General features: G+C 70.1%; 18 protein-coding genes. 10 read left to right on the forward strand and 8 right to left on the reverse strand.

Going from position 1 to position 17804, the window contains the following annotated elements; genetic code table 11:
• Positions 1–131: 131 nt before the first annotated feature.
• Complete coding sequence (locus ACX80I_RS05950) at positions 132–1241, reverse strand: GTP pyrophosphokinase (protein ID WP_459344202.1); 1110 nt, start codon at positions 1239–1241, stop codon at positions 132–134.
• A gap of 64 nt (positions 1242–1305) precedes the next feature.
• On the opposite strand from ACX80I_RS05950, the gene ACX80I_RS05955 reads away from it, so the two are divergent.
• Entirely contained in the window at positions 1306–2238 is a 933-nt protein-coding gene (locus ACX80I_RS05955) for an alpha/beta hydrolase (RefSeq protein WP_459344203.1), read from the forward strand.
• Positions 2239–2269: 31 nt separating this feature from the next.
• On the opposite strand, the gene ACX80I_RS05960 is transcribed toward ACX80I_RS05955, so the two are convergent.
• Genes ACX80I_RS05960 through ACX80I_RS05970 form a run of 3 tightly spaced genes read right to left on the reverse strand, consistent with a single transcriptional unit; the run spans position 2270 to position 4680 of the window.
• Complete coding sequence (locus ACX80I_RS05960; RefSeq protein ID WP_459344204.1) at positions 2270–3067, reverse strand: isocitrate lyase/PEP mutase family protein; 798 nt, start codon at positions 3065–3067, stop codon at positions 2270–2272.
• Positions 3060–3698 (reverse strand): alpha/beta hydrolase, encoded by a 639-nt coding sequence (locus ACX80I_RS05965; RefSeq protein ID WP_459344205.1) that lies wholly within the window; start codon positions 3696–3698, stop codon positions 3060–3062. Before ACX80I_RS05965 ends, ACX80I_RS05960 begins: the two co-directional genes overlap by 8 nt.
• Position 3699: 1 nt before the next feature.
• Entirely contained in the window at positions 3700–4680 is a 981-nt protein-coding gene (locus ACX80I_RS05970) for a ring-cleaving dioxygenase (protein ID WP_459344206.1), read from the reverse strand.
• A 159-nt stretch (positions 4681–4839) separates the two neighbouring features.
• On the opposite strand from ACX80I_RS05970, the gene ACX80I_RS05975 reads away from it, so the two are divergent.
• The 3 genes from ACX80I_RS05975 to ACX80I_RS05985 all read left to right on the forward strand — a co-directional run bounded on the left by ACX80I_RS05975 (position 4840) and on the right by ACX80I_RS05985 (position 6616).
• Entirely contained in the window at positions 4840–5322 is a 483-nt protein-coding gene (locus tag ACX80I_RS05975) for a PGPGW domain-containing protein (RefSeq protein ID WP_459344207.1), read from the forward strand.
• Positions 5323–5475: 153 nt separating this feature from the next.
• A complete protein-coding gene (locus tag ACX80I_RS05980) occupies positions 5476–6114 on the forward strand; it encodes an aminotransferase class I/II-fold pyridoxal phosphate-dependent enzyme (RefSeq protein WP_459344208.1) in 639 nt (212 codons plus the stop codon).
• Complete coding sequence (locus ACX80I_RS05985) at positions 6077–6616, forward strand: aminotransferase class I/II-fold pyridoxal phosphate-dependent enzyme (RefSeq protein WP_459344209.1); 540 nt, start codon at positions 6077–6079, stop codon at positions 6614–6616. The genes ACX80I_RS05980 and ACX80I_RS05985 overlap by 38 nt, the downstream gene beginning before the upstream one ends.
• A gap of 69 nt (positions 6617–6685) precedes the next feature.
• Here ACX80I_RS05985 and ftsW read toward each other — a convergent pair whose 3' ends face one another.
• Complete coding sequence (ftsW, locus tag ACX80I_RS05990) at positions 6686–7912, reverse strand: putative lipid II flippase FtsW (RefSeq protein ID WP_459344210.1); 1227 nt, start codon at positions 7910–7912, stop codon at positions 6686–6688.
• 178 nt (positions 7913–8090) lie between these two features.
• On the opposite strand from ftsW, the gene ACX80I_RS05995 reads away from it, so the two are divergent.
• From ACX80I_RS05995 to ACX80I_RS06010, 4 genes are all read left to right on the forward strand, one after another.
• Complete coding sequence (locus ACX80I_RS05995; protein ID WP_459344211.1) at positions 8091–9011, forward strand: carbohydrate kinase family protein; 921 nt, start codon at positions 8091–8093, stop codon at positions 9009–9011.
• Positions 9012–9066: 55 nt separating this feature from the next.
• On the forward strand, positions 9067–9591 hold the full coding sequence (locus ACX80I_RS06000) for a YbhB/YbcL family Raf kinase inhibitor-like protein (RefSeq protein ID WP_459344212.1): 525 nt from the start codon (positions 9067–9069) through the stop codon (positions 9589–9591).
• 84 nt (positions 9592–9675) lie between these two features.
• On the forward strand, positions 9676–10485 hold the full coding sequence (locus ACX80I_RS06005) for an HAD family hydrolase (RefSeq protein ID WP_459344339.1): 810 nt from the start codon (positions 9676–9678) through the stop codon (positions 10483–10485).
• A complete protein-coding gene (locus tag ACX80I_RS06010; protein WP_459344213.1) occupies positions 10463–11293 on the forward strand; it encodes a glycerophosphodiester phosphodiesterase family protein in 831 nt (276 codons plus the stop codon). The genes ACX80I_RS06005 and ACX80I_RS06010 overlap by 23 nt, the downstream gene beginning before the upstream one ends.
• 198 nt (positions 11294–11491) lie before the next feature.
• Here ACX80I_RS06010 and ACX80I_RS06015 read toward each other — a convergent pair whose 3' ends face one another.
• From ACX80I_RS06015 to ACX80I_RS06025, 3 genes are all read right to left on the reverse strand, one after another.
• Positions 11492–12934, reverse strand: a complete 1443-nt coding sequence (locus ACX80I_RS06015) for a glycoside hydrolase family 43 protein (protein ID WP_459344214.1) — start codon at positions 12932–12934, stop codon at positions 11492–11494.
• Between the two features lie 153 nt (positions 12935–13087).
• A complete protein-coding gene (locus tag ACX80I_RS06020; RefSeq protein ID WP_459344215.1) occupies positions 13088–14086 on the reverse strand; it encodes a hypothetical protein in 999 nt (332 codons plus the stop codon).
• Between the two features lie 65 nt (positions 14087–14151).
• Positions 14152–15480, reverse strand: coding sequence for a uracil-xanthine permease family protein (locus ACX80I_RS06025; RefSeq protein ID WP_459344216.1), 1329 nt, complete (start codon positions 15478–15480; stop codon positions 14152–14154).
• Positions 15481–15579: 99 nt separating this feature from the next.
• On the opposite strand from ACX80I_RS06025, the gene ACX80I_RS06030 reads away from it, so the two are divergent.
• Both ACX80I_RS06030 and ACX80I_RS06035 read left to right on the forward strand, forming a co-directional pair.
• Positions 15580–16434, forward strand: coding sequence for an SDR family NAD(P)-dependent oxidoreductase (locus ACX80I_RS06030; protein ID WP_459344217.1), 855 nt, complete (start codon positions 15580–15582; stop codon positions 16432–16434).
• Entirely contained in the window at positions 16431–17801 is a 1371-nt protein-coding gene (locus tag ACX80I_RS06035) for an aldehyde dehydrogenase family protein (RefSeq protein ID WP_459344218.1), read from the forward strand. The genes ACX80I_RS06030 and ACX80I_RS06035 overlap by 4 nt, the downstream gene beginning before the upstream one ends.
• Positions 17802–17804 lie beyond the last annotated feature (3 nt).

A 17804-nucleotide genomic window follows, 5' to 3' on the forward strand; every position in this document is an offset into this window, starting at 1 on the left:
TGGAATCGGGGTCGACGAGAGAACATGCCGACCAGACTTCCCGGCTCACCTTGTCCCACTCTACCCGTCGTGCCCGTCCGGCTCCTCGGGCTCTTCCTCCGCCACGGCCGGGCCTTCCGCGGTACGTCCCGCTAGGTGCCGGGGTGCTGGACCCGGTAGATCTCCATCTGCCGGTACCGGCGCTGGAGGCTGTCCCTCCGCGGGGTGCCCTCGGCGTCCCGCGGCTCTGCGGTGAGGTCGATGTGCCGTTCGCCGTAGTGCCAGAGCAGCATGTCGTCGAGGAGCCGATCCGGGCCGGGTGAGTACCGGTGGTCCAGGGCCTTGCGGACGGTGGTGATGGTGTCGGCCTGCAGGAGCGACACCAGTTCGAGGGTCGTCCGCAGGCCGTGGGCCGCGAGGAGTTCTGCGGCCCACCCCCAGTTGTCGTCCGACTTCCGGTCGACGTGCGGCAGGAGCGTCTGCCAGATGTCCCGGATGCGGTTCGGGGTCAGGGGGGCACTGCCTTCGCCCTCCTCGTCCCAGAACCCCGTGACGGTCTCGTATCGCTCGTGCAGTTCGGCGAACGCCGATTCCACGGTCTCGAGCATGGCCGCCGTCCCGGTGAACTGCCGGTCGAAGTAGGGGCTCCAGGCCTTCGGGTTGGACGCCTTGAACCGGATGTCGTGCTCGATCTCCGACCAGGCGTGGGCCAGCACCGTCCGCACCTGCACCTCGAAGAGGTAACTCCCGGCAGCCTTGGTGTCGGGGTCGACGGCCTGCTGGAACGCACGGACGACGTCGTTGTGGATGGTGCGCATGATGAGGTGGCGGCTGGAGTAGCCGTACGTGCCCGACTCGATGGACCCGATGTCCTTCTCACGGTCGCCGCGGCAGTCGAACTCGTTGCGCTGGCGCTTGAGCAGGTCCGCCGCGAGGTCCACCTCGTGCGGGAGCGTGGTGATGATGCGGACCCCCACCAGATCGGTGAGGTTGCGCATCGGGTCGGGGAAGACGAGCACGGGCGGCGCGCCGGCCTCCGGGGAGGGCAGGGTGCGCGAGGCCTTGTCACGGAACGATTCGACCGTCTTGGTGCGGGCCGTGACGAAGAGGGGTTTGAGGTCGGTGCCGTCGAAGATCGCCGAGATGCTGTCGCGCATGGCAGTGGTCACGCGGTCGAGGGCCGGCCGCACGCGCTCGTACTCCCTCGTGTGCGCCTCGACGGCAGGCCTCAACCGCTCGTCGAGATCGTCCCACGTTCCCATGTGCCGTGCCTTTCCAAGGAGAGACTTCATCGTAGCCAACCCGGGTGACCGTTACGCTTCCCCTGTGAATCGTGGATACCCCAGCCGGCGCGCCGTCCTCGCCCTGGCGGCCGCCGTCGGCACGGCTGTCCTTGCTGCCTGCGGTGTGCGGCCCGGCGCACGGGCCCCCTCCGGCGCTGGGGCCGCCTCCGGCGCCGCCGATGCTCCCTTCGTTCCCGCGCGGCGCTACAGCTATGGCGAGGATCCGAGCCAGTTCGCGGACCTCTACCTGCCGGGTGCCGACGGGCCGGTGCGCGGCGTCGTCGTCATCATCCACGGGGGCTACTGGAGGTCCACCTATGGCGCGGAGCTCGGCGAGCCGCTCGCGCAGGACCTCGCGGGGCGCGGCTACGTGTGCTGGAACCTGGAGTACCGGCGCGCCGGGAACGGTGGTGGCTGGCCCGCGACCTTCGACGACGTCGCCGCGGGCATCGACCACCTCGCCGTCGCGGCTCGGGAGCACGGGTTCGGGCTCGGCACGACGACGGCCCTGGGACATTCCGCCGGCGGCCACCTGGCCGTGTGGGCGGCGGGGCGGGCCGGGCTGCCGCCCGGTGCGCCGGGAGCCGGAATGCCGGGCGTGCCGCTGACGGCCGTCGTCAGCCAGGCCGGTCTGCTGAACCTCCGCGAGGCACGCGACTTGGGCCTGAGCGACGGCGCCGTCGAGAACCTGCTGGGTGTGCCCGGGGACCCCGAACGGTACGCGCTCGCGGATCCGATGACGGCCGTCCCGCTCGATGTTCCCGTCTACGCGGTGCACGGGACGGAGGACACGACGGTGCCCGTCAGTCAGTCGGAGGGCTATGTCCGGGCGGCGACCGCGGCGGGCGGGACGGCGGAACTCTCCCTCGTCCCCGGCGACCACTTCGCCGTCATCACCCCGGGTTCCGCGGCGTGGGACACCGTCGTGGCGCTCTTGGGGGCGGCCGCCGACGCAGCGGACCCCGGCCGCCCGTAGGGGCTCGCCGGGGTCCGCTGAACCGCGACTCCTAGTTGAGGGGGAGTGTCCCCTCGGGCAGTGCGCCGCCGGCGAGTAATTCACGCGCGGAGTCGGCCAGCGCGGTCAGGGCGACGCGCTGGGTCCACGGTCCGTAGGAGATGCGGGCGACGCCGAGCTCCTGTAGTCGGGACGGTGGAAGGCTGCCGGGAACATTGATGACGCTGAGGCGCTGCGGACCGAAGGCCTCCACGAGGGTGGTCACAGCGTGCTCGTCGAGCAGCCCGGGAACGAAGACACTCGTGGCACCGACGGCCAGGTAGGTCTTGCCGCGCTCGACGGCGTCGGCCAGGACGTCCGCGGGGTCACGGTCGCCGGCCTTCACGAAGGCGTCCGTGCGGGCGTTGAGCACGAAGTCGATGCCCTCGGACCCGCCGGCCCTGAGTGCTGATTCCATCTGGGCCGCGGCGTCGGCCAGGGGTCGCATCTGGTCCTCGATGTTCGCTCCGACGATGCCCACGCCGATCGCCCGGCGGACGGTGTCCTCGGGATCACCGTAACCGGATTCGAGGTCGGCGGAGACGGGGAGGCTCGTCGCTGCGGCGATGCGCCCCACGGCGGCGATCATCTCCTCCACGGGGATGTTCTCGCCGTCCTCGTAGCCGAGCGACGCGGCGATCGAGTGGCTCGCGGTGGCGAGGGCCTTCGTGCCGGGGATGTCGGCGACGGTCTTCGCGCTGATGACGTCCCACACGTTGATGAGCTGGAGGATCTCGGGAGCTGCGTGGAGGCTCGCGAGGGTCGCCGCTTTCGCGCCGAGATCGCTGGATCCTGGAGAAATGTCAGTCATTTCGAACCTTCCGGGTAGAGGCGATCCAGGCGGCTGCGCCGTCGATCTCGCCGGGGTGGATTCCGTGACCGCCCTCGCGGACGTTCCGGGTTACTTCGGCGCCACGGCTCTCGAGGATCGAACCGACGCGGACCACGCTGTCGATCGGGGCCATGGCATCGGATCTCCCATTGAACAGGGCGACGGCCGTGCCGGACAGGTCGGCCTCGATCGTCCGCCCCTCCAGCGGGTACATGCCGGAGAAGGCGACCGCGTTCGCCACGGCTCCGGGGTGGAGCAGGGCGGCGGCGAGCGCGATGTTCGCGCCGTTCGAGAAACCGACCGCGACGAGCGGACGGTCGGCGATGCCGTAGTGCGCTCGCGCCCAGTCGACGAACCCGGCGAGCTCACCCGCCCGGCGGGAGACGTCGTCGACGTCGAACACGCCCTCACCGAAGCGGCGGAACCAGCGGTTCATGCCGTGTTCCTGCACCGGCCCGCGGGGTGCGAGGTAGCCGGCGCCCGGGGCGAGGCGGTCGGCGAGCGGCAGGAGGTCGTGCTCGGAGCCGCCCGTGCCGTGGAGGAGCAGGAGTACCGGGGTGCCCGCTGCTCCCGCGTCGAACAGGTGGGGCCACTCGTGCGTAGTGGTCATGTCAGCTCCTGAAGAATGCCTGGAGGGCGGGATTGTTCTCGCCGGGCAGGTCGATCTTGGCGACCGAGTGCGCGATGGCCTCGCGGTTCGGCTCGAGCCACGGTGGCAGCTTCAGGGAGCGGCCCAGTTCCAGCAGCGGCTCGTCGATGTCGAAGCCCGGGGTGTCCGTCGCGATCTCCAGGAGCGTTCCACCGGGCTCACGGAAGTAGATGGAGGTGAAGTACTGGCGGTCGAGGATCGCTGTGACGCCGTACCCGCGCTCGGCCAGTTCCTGGCGCCACACCTCCTGCGTCGCCTGGTCGGGCACGCGGAAGGCGATGTGGTGCACGGTGCCCCCGGCCACGAGGCCTCGCTCGCCGCGGGAGTCCGTGACGACGTCGACGACGGTCCCGGGCTCGCCGCTGTGCGTGCTCAGGCGGTAACGGCCGTCCTTCTCGGCGAGGACCGTCATGCCGAGGTCATGCGTGAGGGTCTCGAGGGTCCGGGTGGGGTCCTGGACGGTCAGCACGGAGGAGTGCTGGCCGCGGACGGCGTACTGGGCGGGGACGGAGGCGGAGTCCCACGGGTTGCGGGGGTCCGAGATGGAGGACGCGACGAGGTCGATCTGCAGGCCGTCGGGGTCGCGTAGCGAGAGGCGGTCCTCCTCGGAGGAGGCGCGGGAGATGCTGGACTCCACGCCGAGGGCCTTGAAGTGCTCCTGCCACCACCCGAGGGTGCCCTGGGGCACGGAGAAGGCCGTGGTGGTGGACTGGCCGCTGCCCACGCGCCCCCTGCGGATGCCCTGCCAGGGGAAGAACGTCAGCAGCGAGCCGGGACGGCCGGACTCGTCTCCGTAGTACAGGTGATAGGTGCCTGGGTCGTCGAAGTTCACGGTCTTCTTGACGAGGCGCAGGCCCAGTCCTTTGATGTAGAAGTCGATGTTCCTCTGGGGGTCGCCGGCGATCGCGGTGACGTGGTGGAGACCTTCGGTTTGTGCAGTCACGCTGTCCTCCTCGGATGGTTCCGGTCCACCTGGGCCGGTATGTCCATGCAAACGCATGTATATCGGTATTTGTTCCCTCTCGTCCCGCAGCGGTCCCGGGCGCGGTACCCAGCCTGCTGAGCTTCGTGCGTGCCCAGCTTCCTGTGTCATCCTGTGAGCATGGCAGCGAGAGAGCGGATCCGGGGGTGGATTCGCCGCACCGGCATCGAGGTGATCGGGTGGACCCTCGTGGTGCTCGGAATCGCCGCCCTCGTGCTGCCCGGCCCGGGGCTCCTGATGCTCGCCGCAGGGCTCGCCGTCCTGTCCCAGCAGTACCACTGGGCTCGCCGGTACCTGGCGCCGCTGAAGGCGAATGCCTTTCATGCCGCCGCGCTCGGGGTGAAGACGATCCCGCGGATCGCCGTCAGCTGCTGTAGTGCCCTGGTCATCATGGGCCTCGGCGTGGCGTGGATCCTGCAGCCCGCCGTGCCGTCCTGGTGGTTCCTCGAGGACAGGTGGTGGCTCTTCGGCGGCACCGGAACGGGGGTCAGCCTCATCGTGTCCTCGGTCATCGCCCTCGCCCTGATCGCGTACAGCGTCCGGCGGTTCCGGGGGCATCCCCTGCCCGCGAAGTCCCCCGGAGTCGGGACGGATTCAGAGTAGGGTCCGCGCCCGTCTGCTGTGCCTGTTCCCGACGTTCCACGTCCCGACGTTCCACGTCCCGACGTTCCACGTCCCGACGTTCCACGTCCCGACGTCCCGCGTCCCGACGTCCCGCGTCCCGACGTCCTGACGTCGCCCTGAGAGGACCTGCTGATGCGCATCGAGGAATTCGGCGTCGAGCTGTGGATGAACGCTCACGAGACGCACTGCGCCTACAACCTGGCGGAGACCTGCGTGCGCTCGCTGTCCGTCGACGAGGTCCTGGCGTTCTCGGGCCGGCGTGAGGAAGTCCTGGCGGAACTCACCGGCCTCCGGCTGACCTACGGCGCCATCGAGGGAACCGCCCGCCTCAGGAGCCTGATCGCCGGGCTCTACGAGCACCAGGGTGCGGACAACGTCGTCGTGACCCATGGGGCCATCGGGGCGAACTCCCTGGTACACCGCGCGCTGGTGGACCCGGGGGACAGGGTGGTGTCGGTCCTGCCCACGTACCAGCAGCACCAGTCCATCCCCGAGAGCCTGGGCGCGGCCGTCGTCACCACGACGCTCCGCGAGGAGCACGGGTGGCAGCTGGACCTGGCGGAACTCGAGCGCCTGACAACCGCGGACACGAAGCTCATCGCACTGACCAATCCGAACAACCCCACCGGTGCGCTGCTCGACGCGGACACGCTGCAGCGCGTCGTGGAGATCGCCCGTTCGGCTGGTGCGTGGATCCTGGCCGACGAGGTGTACCGGGGGACGGACCAGGAGGGTGGCGGCTCCACCCCCGTCCATCGCGGACCTGTATGAGAAGGGTGTCGCGGTCGGCAGCATGTCCAAGCCCTTTTCCCTCGCCGGGCTGCGGCTCGGCTGGATCGTCGCCCCGAAGGACGTCCTGCTCGGCGTGGGCGTGCACCGCGACTACGACACCATCAGCGTCTCGCAGGTCGACGACCTCTTGGCGAGTGTCGCGCTCGAGTCCAAGGAGCAGATCCTGGAACGGGCACGCACGATCACGAGGAGGAACCTCGGCGTGCTGGACGCGTGGGTCGACTCACGGGCGGACGTCGGCCACGTCCGCCTTGCCTCCGGGACGACAGCCCTGCTGCGCTTCGCCCACGGCATGCCGTCCTACGCGTTCTGCGAGGGCCTGCTGGAGGACACGGGGGTCCTGCTCACACCCGGCGCGGCGTTCGGCATCGAGGGCACCGCACGGATCGGCTACGCCGATGACACCGACACCCTGCGGAGCGAGCTCGCCCTCCTGGGCCGGCACCTCGACGGGTTGGGCAACAGCACCGGTCAGGACTGACGGGCAGGACGGACCGGCCAGGACAGACGGCTGGGACTGGCAGCCAGGCCTGACCGCCAGGACCGGTGGTCAGGCCGGAGCGCCCGCCGGGAGGTCCCGGTCGGTGGCCCGCGAGCAGGAGATCAGGACCCCCACGGCGGCGAGGACGGCCACCATGGAGGACCCGCCGTAGGAGATGAAGGGTAGGGGGACGCCGATGACGGGGATCATGCCGGTGACGACGGCGATGTTCAGGATGGCCTGCCCGATGATCCACACGAGGATGCCGCCGCAGACGTACGTGACGTAGAGATCCTTCGACAGCGTGGAGATCCGGTAGATCGAGAACGCCAGGACGGCGAAGAGCACGATCACGAGCAGCGCGCCCACCAGTCCGAGCTCCTCGCCCAGGATCGCGAACACGAAGTCGTTGTGCGCCTCCGGGATCCAGTTGACCTTCTGCCGGCTCTGGCCCACCCCGACGCCGAAGACCCCGCCGCCCGCGAGCCCGTAGAGGGCCTGGGCGCTCTGGTAGCCGAGTCCTTCGGCGGTGCCCTCGGCCGCCGGATCGAGCCAGGCCGAGATCCGCAGCATGCGGTTGGGGCTCGACACGACGGCGAGGGTGGTGCCGACGACGCCGACGGCGAGGCCCCCGAGGAACAGCTTCGGACTGGCGCCGGCGAAGAAGAACAGGGAGACGGCGATGAGGGCCAGGACCATGGCGGTGCCCAGGTCCTTGCCCGCGACGACGAGGCCGACGGCGACCATGGCACCCGGCGCGACCGGGACGAACAGGTGCTTCCAGTTGCCCAGCAGCTTAGCCTTCCGGGTGAGGACCGAACCGCCCCAGAGGATGATGCTGAGTTTGAGGAACTCCGACGGCTGGGCGGTGAGGGATCCGATGCCGATCCAGTTCCTGTTGCCCTGCACCTCCACGCCGAGTGGGGTGAACACCAGCAGGGAGAACACGAAGGAACCCAGCAGGATCAGCCAGGCCAGCCTCCGATACGTCCGAAGGGGGATGAACGCGCAGACGACGAGCGCGGCGCTGCCGATGCCCATCCACATGAGCTGCTTGTGGAAGGTGTCGAAGGGCGACTTCCCGGCAGCGACGAGTTCGACCGAGGACGCGGACAGCACCATCAGGAGGCCGATGGCCACCAGCGCGAAGGTCGTGGTGATCAGCAGGTTGCGGGCATTGCGGTTCGAGGAGGGACCGTGCGTGGTGAGGGCACGCCAGAGCCGCACCCCGCGGGACAGCGGGTTACGGGCGGAGGCCGGGCGGGAGACCGGGCGTGGTGCAGTGAGAGAGGGCATGGGCGTCCTGGGGACTCGACCCGCACGAGGCGTGCAGATCCGGGAGGAGGGGAGATACAAGTGTCTCCCAGGAACCACCCGCGGCGGGGGAGGCGCTCGGACACTCCCAGCGACCTCTCAGGTGCGGAGGGCCGAAACCCCGAGCTTCCCCCCGCGCGGGGGCTGGTACGTTGAAAGAGTGCTCACCGTAATCGGGGAAACCCTTGTCGACGAAGTGGTCAGCGACACCGCGTCCATGCGCGCCCACGTGGGCGGGAGCCCCATGAATGTGGCCGTGGGGCTCGCACGCCTCGGCCACCCGGCGCAGTTCGTCGGACGCTACGGCGACGACGACTACGGCCGGATGATCCAGCGGCACCTCCGCGACAACTCCGTGCCCTTCCCGGTCGAGCCGGACAGCGCGCCCACCAGCGTCGCGACAGCCCGCCTCGACCCCGCGGGTGGGGCGGCCTATGAGTTCCAGCTCGTCTGGGACCTCCCCGGCCTCGCCGGACGCACGGAGGAACTCCTCGACGGGACCACCCTCCTGCACACCGGGTCGATCGCCACGATGCTCGCACCGGGAGCCGACGACGTGCTGTCCCTCGTCCGCGCCGCCCACCCCCTCGTGACGGTGACCTACGATCCCAACTGCAGGCCCACCATCATCCGCGACCGGGCGTTCGCGCGCGGGCAGGCGGAGAAGTTCGTGGCCCTGGCCGACGTCGTGAAGGCATCCGACGAGGACCTCGAGTGGCTCTACCCGGACCGCAGCCCCGAGAAGTCGGCCCGCGCCTGGCTGGACGCCGGCGCCGCCGTCGTCGTCGTGACCCGTGGCTCCAAGGGGCCGTGGGGGGTATGCCGCGCCGGCGAGGTGTCCGTCCCGGCGCCGCCGACCAGCGTGGTGGACACGGTGGGTGCCGGCGACTCGTTCATGGCGGCCCTGGTGGGCGCGCTCGTGGACCTCGAGCTCGACGGCGCCCGTCGCCGCGACGAGCTGCTCCGAATCAACCTCGGGCAGCTGACCGGGATGCTGCAGTACGCGGCCCGGGCGGCAGCCATCACGGTGTCCCGTGCCGGTGCCAATCCGCCCACGCGGAACGAGATGGTACGCGCCTGACCGGGATCCGTGACCACCAGGGAGCACCAAGGATGACGACCAGAGGAGCACAGCCATGACCCGCGATCCGTACGAGGACCTTCCGCAGGTCCCCGCGTTCGAACTCACCAGCGAGAGCATCACCGACAACGCGCCCCTCGATTCCGCGCAGGTGTCCGGGATCATGGGGGCCGGCGGCAGGGACGAGTCCCCGCAGCTCACCTGGAGCGGCTTCCCGGAGGGCACCAAGAGCTTCGCGGTGACCGTCTACGACCCCGATGCGCCGACTGCGAGCGGTTTCTGGCACTGGGCCGTGGCCGACCTGCCCGGAACCACCACGTCCCTGCCCGCGGGGGCGGGGACCGACGGGAGCCTGCTGCCCGAGGGTGCCGTACAACTGCGGAACGATGCCGGCTTCGCCGGCTTCGTCGGTGCCGCTCCTCCCGAGGGCCACGGTCCGCACCACTACCACGTCGTGGTGCACGCGGTGGACGTCGAGTCGCTCGGCATCCCGGCCGATGCGTCGCCCGCCTACCTCGGCTTCGCCCTCTTCTCGCACACCCTCGGCCGGGCCCGGCTGATCGCGACCTTCGAGCAGTAGGAACGCCCCATGCCACGCACGCTCCGGCCGACGGAGGCCGCCGCCGCCGGTAGGGTGGAGGTCCAGGACCTGAAGGAGTTTCCGATGCGCCTCGTGGCGAGCGACATGGACGGGACCGTCGTGGGAAACGACGGCAAGATGAGCGACCGCACCATCCAGGCGTTCCGCGCATGCATCGACGCCGGAGTCGACGTCGTCTTCGTGACCGGCCGCCCACCGCGCTGGCTCCAGCCACTCCGGGACCAGCTCGGCCACACCGGGACGGTCATCTGCTCCAACGGTGCCCTGACGTACGACCTCGAGTCGGACCGTATCCTCGACGCGAAGCTCCTGAAGCCGGAGGACGTCTACGCCGCGCGTGACATCATCCGCGGTCTCTTCCCTGCAGCCACGTTCGCCGCCGAGACGGTGTCGGGCTTCAAGATCGAGTCCGGATTCGCGGACTCCGCCACCTCCGAGCTCCTCGGCGGCATCACCGCGGAGCCCTTCGAGGAGTCCCTGCCCGGCGAGGACGTGGTGAAGTTCCTGGCGCGGGAGCGGGAGATCTCGCCGGACGAGTTCCTCGCAGCCGTGCGGCCCGCCGTCGCGCACCTCGTCTCGACCACGCACTCGGCCCCGACCATCGCGCTCCTCGAGATGGCCGTGCCGCACATCAACAAGTCGGTCACGCTCGCCCGGTACGCCGCGGAACGCGGCATCGACGCCGCCGACGTCGTCGCCTTCGGTGACATGCCCAACGACGTCCAGATGCTCGACTGGGCGGGCCACGGGTACGCCATGGCGTCGGGACACCCCGACGCGCTCGCCGCCGCGAACCTCGTGGCGCCGCCCTTCGACGAGGACGGCGTGGCGCAGGTCCTGGAGGAACGCCTTGCGGCGCTCCGCACGGGCTGATCCCGGGCGCTACCCCTACCTCGACAACCGCGGGACCCGGCCCGGACTCCTCCCGCTCGCGCTGGCCCACCGGGGCTTCGCACCCGGCGGCGGCGAGAACACGATGGCAGCCTTCGAACGCGCCGTGGAGCTGGGCTTCCGGTACCTCGAGATCGACGTCCGGGCGTCGGGCGACGGCGTCGTGATGGTGTTCCATGACGAGGACCTCGACCGCGTGACCGACGCGCACGGCCCGGTTGCCGGGCGCTCCGCCTCAGACCTGGGCGGGCTGTCCGTGGGCGGCCACGGGGGTATCCCGACGCTCGAGGCACTCCTGCTGCGCTGGCCGGACCTGCGCCTGAACATCGACGTCAAGGGCGACGACTGCGTGCGCCCCTTCGCGGACCTCGTCAACCGCCTGTCCGCCCACGACCGCGTGCTCGTCGCGTCCTTCTCGGACCGCCGGCGGCGCGCGGTGCTGCGGCTGCTCGAGAGGCCGACGGCGTCCTCTGCCGGTATGGCGGTCAATGCCCTGCTGAAGCTGCTCGCGCCGCTCGGGCTGGCGGGGTCGGCCGCCCGGCTCGCCGGCGTCCAGGCGCTGCAGGTTCCCGAGACCTACCGGGGTGTTCGGGTGGTGACGCGTCGCTTCCTGCGGTCCTGCCGGTCGGCGGGGCTCCAGGTGCACGTCTGGACCATCAACGAGCGTGCCGAGATGGACCGGCTGCTGGACCTCGGCGTCGACGGGCTCGTCTCCGACGCCGCCGACGTCCTCGCCGACTGCATGACCGCGCGGTCCGCGTGGCCGCAGCGCGGTGCCCGCGACGGGTAGGCCGGCCCGCGTCAGGGAGGAGCCGGACAGGGGTCAGCAGGCATGCCCGGGCGCGGCCCCGGGCATGCGGAAACCCGGTTGCGGCCACTCCCGCAACCGGGTTCCCTCGGTATCGGTGCACCATCGGGGTATCGCGCCTCCGATGGTGCACCGAGTCTGGTGGGCGGCCCCCGTCCTGCGGGCGCCGCGTGGAATCAGCTAGCTGCGGCCCTTGCCGGGCTTCGGCTCGACGGTCAGCTCCACGGGATCCGTCGTCACCGAGCCGTGGGGGTTCGAGAACGTGGCGCGGAACAGGCGCCCGTCCTGAGATGCCTGCGCCTTCTTCAGCTCCGCCACCGACGTGTACGTGCCGCCGTTCCGCTCGGCCCGCTGGGTGACATCGGCAGGCTGCCAGGTGGCGCCGCCGTCGTCCGAGCTCTCCCAGACGGCCACGGGTTCGGGAGTACCGGTGGCGCTCGCCGTGAAGTGCGCCTTGTGTCCTTCGCGGGCCGTGGCCGGCCGGGGTGCGGCGACGAGCGCCGGGAGTTCGACGGACTGGTCGACCGTGGGCCAGCCGTCCTCCCAGCCCATCTTCTGCAGGCCGAGCGTCGGGGCGTACGCGTTGGACCGGTCGTAGAAGTGGAACGCGAGGTAGTCGCCGAAGACGGACTGGCCGCCGACGCCGTTCATCGCGCCGTGGGATTCGAGGAGGATCGATCCGCCGCCGCCGAACATGTCGCGGCCCTCCTTGTCCAGGTACGGGCCGGTGATGGACTGCGAGCGGCCGACCGCGATCTTGTACGTGGAGTCCGCCCCGCGGCAGCAGAAGTCGAACGAGGTGAACAGGTAGTAGTAGCCGTCGCGGTGGATGATGTAGGGCGCCTCGATGGGGTTGCCCGGGACGAAGCGGTCCGCGATGTTGACGGTTTGCGACTGCCAGTCCTCCACCGGCTTGCCGCTGGGCCATTCGAGGGGCACCAGGAAGATGCCGTACCAGAAGGAGCCGATGGACATGTAGGGCTTGCCGTCCGCGTCCTCGATGATGCCGGCGTCGATGGCGTTGAAGGTCTTGCCGGGATTGTTCGGATCAAGGCCCGTGACGGGCGATTCGACGACGAGACCCTGGTCCACCCACTCGTACTCCGGATCGTCGGGATCGAGCGTCGTGTTGGTCGCGAGCGCGGTGAGGGAGTTGTCGGTGCCGAAGCGCGAGGCCGAGTAGTAGAGGTAGTAGGTGCCGTCGTTCTCGTAGATCTCGGGTGCCCAGAGGTTCTCGGGGAGCGCTCCGTCCGAGTAGCGCTCGTCGATCCAGGCGGGGATCTCGTCCCACACCGTGCCGGTGTACTCCCACGTGGTGCCTTCGTCGTGTGAGGACCAGATCTGGATGGTGCCGCCGTTCTCGCGGGCCAGGAGCCCGGTGGAGTAGACGTACCAGGTGCCGTCGTCGTCGATGATGAGGGCCGGGTCGTGGATGGGGCTCGTCTCGCCGACCACCGACTTGCCGCCCACCAGGTCATCTAGGCTGCTCGCGGCCGACTGCTGCGAAAGGGCGGACTGGGCCTTCGGTTCTGCGGTCGCGGGCAGTGCCGCGCCCATGAGGGCGAGGGCGAGGACGGCGGCGATCGACGCGGAGCGCGACCGGAACGTGCTGCGTGACGTCATTATCACGGAGACCTTTCGGGAGGGGAGGGCTGGGACCCTGCAGATTTACATCGTTGCCTACATCGTTGTAGAACAGTTGCACGCCGCACTGCGGCCCGTCAAGGACCGTTCGTCCGTACTTCATGCGGCGCTTCCGGACGCCGCCGGCCGGCCCTAGCCGAGGACGGGGTCCGTCAGCGTCCTGAGGTAGTGCAGGGCTGCCGGGGCGTAGGCGCGCATCGACTCGTCGTCGGCGTAGACCAGGAGGCGCAGCCACGAGCCGTACCGATGCACCCCCGCCAGCCGCAGGGCGGGTTCGAGGGCTGCCCGCAGTTCCGGCATCGGGGCGTAGCCGGTCCATCGATCGAGGTAGGCGGTGACCACCGACTGGATCCTGGGGTCGTCCGACGTCGTGTTCCACTGCTCGCGCATCTGCGTGATCGGCACGAGCAGCACGCTGAAGGGGTGTGCCCAGTAGGAGTCCGCGAAGTCGAAGAACCGCAGCGGCTCGGCGCTCGTCGCGGGCAGGAAGCAGTTCCTGGCATGCAGGTCGTTGTGGTCGAGCGAGAGCGGGACCGCCGTGCCGCGCAGGACCTCCACGGCCTCCTCGATGGCCGGCAGACGGCGGACGATGTCGTCCGCCGCCTCGGCGGACAGGTACAGGGGGTGCTCGGCCGGCAGCCCCGTGTGCAGCAGCAGCTGGTTCTCCACGAAGTTCGCTGCCACCTCCGGATTCATGAGGACGAGCCCGGCCTGGGACAGGCGCTCACCGTGCGGTGCGATGATCTGCTGCAGGTCGGCGAAGTTCTCCATGATGCGTGCCCATACGAGCCCGTCCGCGGAGCCCAGGCTGTCGAGGGTGGCGCCGTGGTCCGCGGTGAGCATCCAGCCCCGGGATGGTTCGATGGCCAGGGGGGCGGCGACGTGGTCCGGTGCGAGTTCGCCGAGGAGCGACAGGATGGACGCCTCCGCGAGCTGGCCGAGGTTGTTCTCCTTGAACCACAGGGTGCCGTGGTCGGTGGGAACGGTCAGCTGCGTGGACCAGAAGCGGATGCGCGGCTGCTCCACCGGTCCGGTCCGGGCAACGCCGAAGGTCTCCAGCACCAGGTCGATCCACTGCTCCGCCTGCTGCCGCCACTCGGGGGAGGCCCACACCTCGCGGGGGTTGCTCATGGGGCGTCGGGGGCGCGGGTCACGTCGTAGCGGGGCATGGAGTGCATTCTTCCACCGCGCACGCGTCAGCCGAGCTTCGAGGGCCTGCTGCCGGAGTCGCGGGCCTCCAGCTCTCCAGGACCGGCGACATGCTCGCTGCCACGGACCCGGGCGATGGCCGTCATGCCGTGGAAGATGAGAAGGGCTGCAGCCGTCCCGAGGGCGATCCCCGCGAAGGCCAGGTCACCGACGGTCCACGTGAAGTCCGCGATGCCGATGACCAGCGCCACCCCCGCCGTCGACAGGTTGATCGGGTTCGAGAAGTTCACCTGGTTCTGCACCCAGATCCGGACGCCCAGGATGCCGATCATGCCGTAGAGGACCACCCCGGCCCCGCCGAGGACACCCGCGGGAACGGTGGCGATGAGCGCACCGAACTTCGGGAAGAGGCTCAGGAGGATCGCGACGATGCCGGCCACCCAGTAGGCAGCCGTCGAGTAGACGCGTGACGCTGCCATGACCCCGATGTTCTCGGCGTAGGTCGTGGTGCCCGAGCCTCCGCCGGCACCGGCGATCATCGTCGCCAGGCCGTCGGCCATCAGGGCCCGGCCGGTGAGCGGGTCCAGGTCCCTGTCGGTCATCGTGGCCACCGATTTCACGTGGCCGATGTTCTCCGCCACGAGCACGAGGACCACGGGGATGAAGAGCCCGACGACGGACAGGTGGAACTCGGGTGCGGTGAAGTCGGGAAGGCCGATCCAGGCGGCGTCCCGAATGGCCGCGAAGTCCACCTCGCCGCGGACCATCGCGACGGCGTACCCGGCGAGGACGCCCACGAGGATGGACAGCCGCCCCAGGATGCCCTTGAACAGCACCGTGACGAGCAGGATCGCTATCACCGTGACCAGTGCGGTGAGGGGGGCCTGCTCGAAACTCGTCTTGGCGGTCGGCGCGAGGTTGAGGCCGATCAGGGCGACGATGGCGCCGGTCACGACCGGGGGCATTGCGACCTGGATCCACCGGGCACCCGCGGTGTGGACGATGAACCCGATGATCGCCAGTGCGGCCCCGGCCATGATGATGCCGCCGAGGGCTCCCGCTGCTCCGTGCTGCGACTGGGCGGCGGCGATCGGCGCGATGAAGGCGAAGCTCGACCCGAGGTAGCTCGGCACCTTCCCTGCGGTGATGACGAGGAACAGGATCGTCCCGATCCCGGAGAACAGCAGGGTGGTCGACGGCGGGAACCCGGTGATGAGCGGCACCAGGAACGTCGCACCGAACATCGCCACGACGTGCTGCGCTCCGATGCCGATGGTCCGAGGCCAGCTGAGCCGTTCCTCGGGGGCGACGAATCCGCCCGGCCGCACGTTCCTGCCATCCCCGTGGAGGGTCCATCCGATGCCTCGTGCACTCATGCGTATGCCTTCCAGGGGAGTCGGGGGGTTTCGAGAATCCTATCCGCAGCACGGACCCGGGATGTTACGTTGCTTGTCCGCGAGGGAAAGGGTTCCACGATGGTATTCACGGTTCGAGGACGCACCGTGCTGGTCACGGGCGCAGGCATGGGCATGGGCAGGCTCTATGCCGAACGTGCCGCCAGGGAGGGGGCCGCCGCCGTCGTGCTGTGGGATGTCGACGCACGCGCCCTCGAGGACGTCGTCGCGGGTCTGGCCTCGAGCACGGCGGCCGTCCATAGCTACGTGGTCGACGTGGCATCGGTCGAGTCCATCCAGGCCGCGGCAGGTGCGGTCCTGAATGACGTCGGCGTGCCGGACGTGCTGGTCAACAATGCCGGGATCGTGCGGGGGAAGTACTTCTGGGAGCACGACCACCATGCGGACATCGACCTCACCCTGCGGGTGAACACCGGTGGGCCGATGCACGTCACCCGCGCCTTCCTGCCGGCCATGATGGAGCGTGCCACTCCCGCCCGGATCCTCAATGTGGCGTCGGCATCCGGGACGCTGTCCGTCCCGCGGATGAGTGTGTATGCGGCATCGAAGTGGGCCGTGATCGGCTGGAGCGATTCCCTGCGCCTCGAACTGGCGTCGGCGGGTCACCCCATCGCCGTGACGACCCTCATCCCCAGCTACATCAAGACCGGCATGTTCGAGGGGGCGCGCGGACCCCTGCTGACCCCTCTGATGGAGCCGGACTACGTGGTGGACAAGGCCTGGCGCGCGCTGCTCGCCGGAAAGGCGCGCGTCCAGCTCCCCTGGACCGTGCAGCTCGCCGGAACGCTCCGCAACCTCCTTCCGCAGCCCGCCTGGGACGTCGTCGCCGACAAGGTCTTCCGGGTGTACAGCTCCATGGACCACTTCACAGGGCGCCCCAGTGGCGCTGGGACGCACGGGAAGGACGACCGATGAGCGCTGCGGCGGCACTGCTGGCGGACCAGCGCCGGTATTTCGATTCCGGGGCCACCCGGACCGCGGCGTGGCGCCGGGACCAGCTCCGCGCCCTCCTGCGGCTGCTGGCCGAACGCGAGGACGAGCTGACGGGCGCCCTGGAGGAGGACCTCGGCAAGAGCCGGACGGAGGGCTTCCTCTCCGAGGTCGTCGTGGTCCGGGCGGAAGCGCGCTACGCACTCAAGCACCTGGACCGCTGGATGGCGCCGGAGAGGATCGCCGTTCCCGGCGCGCTGCAGCCGGGCCGCGCCTGGTCGCAGGCCCGGCCCCTCGGCGTCGTGCTGATCATCGGGCCCTGGAACTATCCGCTGAATCTCGTGCTGGCGCCGCTCGTCGGCGCGCTGGCGGCGGGCAACGCGGCCGTGCTGAAACCCAGCGAGCTCGCGCCCGCGACCTCCCGGGTGCTCGCACGCCTCGTGCCGGAGCACCTGGACCAGGAGGCCGTCGCGGTCGTCGAAGGGGGAGCCGAGGTGAGCACCGACCTGCTCGCGCAGCCGTTCGACCACGTGTTCTACACGGGCGGTGAGCGCGTGGGGAAGATCGTGATGAAGGCGGCGGCCGAGCACCTGACGCCGGTGACGCTCGAGCTGGGCGGCAAGTCCCCGGCCGTCGTCGTCGGCGGGGATCTGCGCGCCGCGGCCCGCCGCATCGTCCACGGCAAATTCCTGAACGCCGCCCAGACGTGCGTGGCGCCCGACTACGTCCTGACCACGCCGGCCGCCGCGCCGATCCTCGCCGAGGCGCTCGCGGCCGCCGTCCGGGACTTCTACGGCAGCGATCCGAGGACCTCGGGTGACTACGGCCGGATCATCAACGAGCACCACTTCGACCGTCTCGTGGGCCTGATGGACGGCGGCACCGTGGTCTCCGGCGGCCGGCACGAGCGCGCGGAACGCTACATCGAGCCGACCATCCTGCGCCACGTCGACCCCGGGTCGGCGCTCATGCAGGAGGAGATCTTCGGTCCGCTCCTGCCGATCCTCGAGGTCGCGGACCTGGAGGAGGCCATCCGGTTCATCGGCGCGCGGCCCCATCCGCTGGCCGCATACCTGTTCAGCGATCGGGACGAGCACCTGCGGACCTTCACGGACCGGGTGCAGGCGGGCGGGCTGGCCCACAACGTGTGCACCATCCAGCTCGCGGTCCCCGGGCTGCCCTTCGGCGGCGTCGGCGCGAGCGGCACGGGCAGCTACCACGGCCGGCAGTCCTTCGAGACGTTCAGCCACGTGCAGCCGGTGTTCTCCAAGCCGACCAGGGTGGACACGCTGCGCCTCGCGTACCCACCCTTCGGCCCGATCAAGAGGAGGCTGCTGCGCAGGCTCCTCTGAGCG

The sequence above is a fragment of the Arthrobacter rhamnosi genome (assembly GCF_054510855.1).

Excerpts from the sequence above, each read along its gene's own strand:
- ACX80I_RS05950 (WP_459344202.1), bottom strand. The coding sequence starts at position 1,241 with ATGGGAACGTGGGACGATCTCGACGAGCGGTTGAGGCCTGCCGTCGAG.
- ACX80I_RS05960 (WP_459344204.1), bottom strand. The coding sequence starts at position 3,067 with ATGACTGACATTTCTCCAGGATCCAGCGATCTCGGCGCGAAAGCGGCG.
- ACX80I_RS05965 (WP_459344205.1), bottom strand. The coding sequence starts at position 3,698 with ATGACCACTACGCACGAGTGGCCCCACCTGTTCGACGCGGGAGCAGCG.
- ACX80I_RS05975 (WP_459344207.1), top strand. The coding sequence starts at position 4,840 with ATGGCAGCGAGAGAGCGGATCCGGGGGTGGATTCGCCGCACCGGCATC.
- ACX80I_RS05980 (WP_459344208.1), top strand. The coding sequence starts at position 5,476 with ATGCGCATCGAGGAATTCGGCGTCGAGCTGTGGATGAACGCTCACGAG.
- ftsW (WP_459344210.1), bottom strand. The coding sequence starts at position 7,912 with ATGCCCTCTCTCACTGCACCACGCCCGGTCTCCCGCCCGGCCTCCGCC.
- ACX80I_RS06000 (WP_459344212.1), top strand. The coding sequence starts at position 9,067 with ATGACCCGCGATCCGTACGAGGACCTTCCGCAGGTCCCCGCGTTCGAA.
- ACX80I_RS06005 (WP_459344339.1), top strand. The coding sequence starts at position 9,676 with ATGCGCCTCGTGGCGAGCGACATGGACGGGACCGTCGTGGGAAACGAC.
- ACX80I_RS06015 (WP_459344214.1), bottom strand. The coding sequence starts at position 12,934 with ATGACGTCACGCAGCACGTTCCGGTCGCGCTCCGCGTCGATCGCCGCC.
- ACX80I_RS06020 (WP_459344215.1), bottom strand. The coding sequence starts at position 14,086 with ATGAGCAACCCCCGCGAGGTGTGGGCCTCCCCCGAGTGGCGGCAGCAG.
- ACX80I_RS06025 (WP_459344216.1), bottom strand. The coding sequence starts at position 15,480 with ATGAGTGCACGAGGCATCGGATGGACCCTCCACGGGGATGGCAGGAAC.
- ACX80I_RS06030 (WP_459344217.1), top strand. The coding sequence starts at position 15,580 with ATGGTATTCACGGTTCGAGGACGCACCGTGCTGGTCACGGGCGCAGGC.
- ACX80I_RS06035 (WP_459344218.1), top strand. The coding sequence starts at position 16,431 with ATGAGCGCTGCGGCGGCACTGCTGGCGGACCAGCGCCGGTATTTCGAT.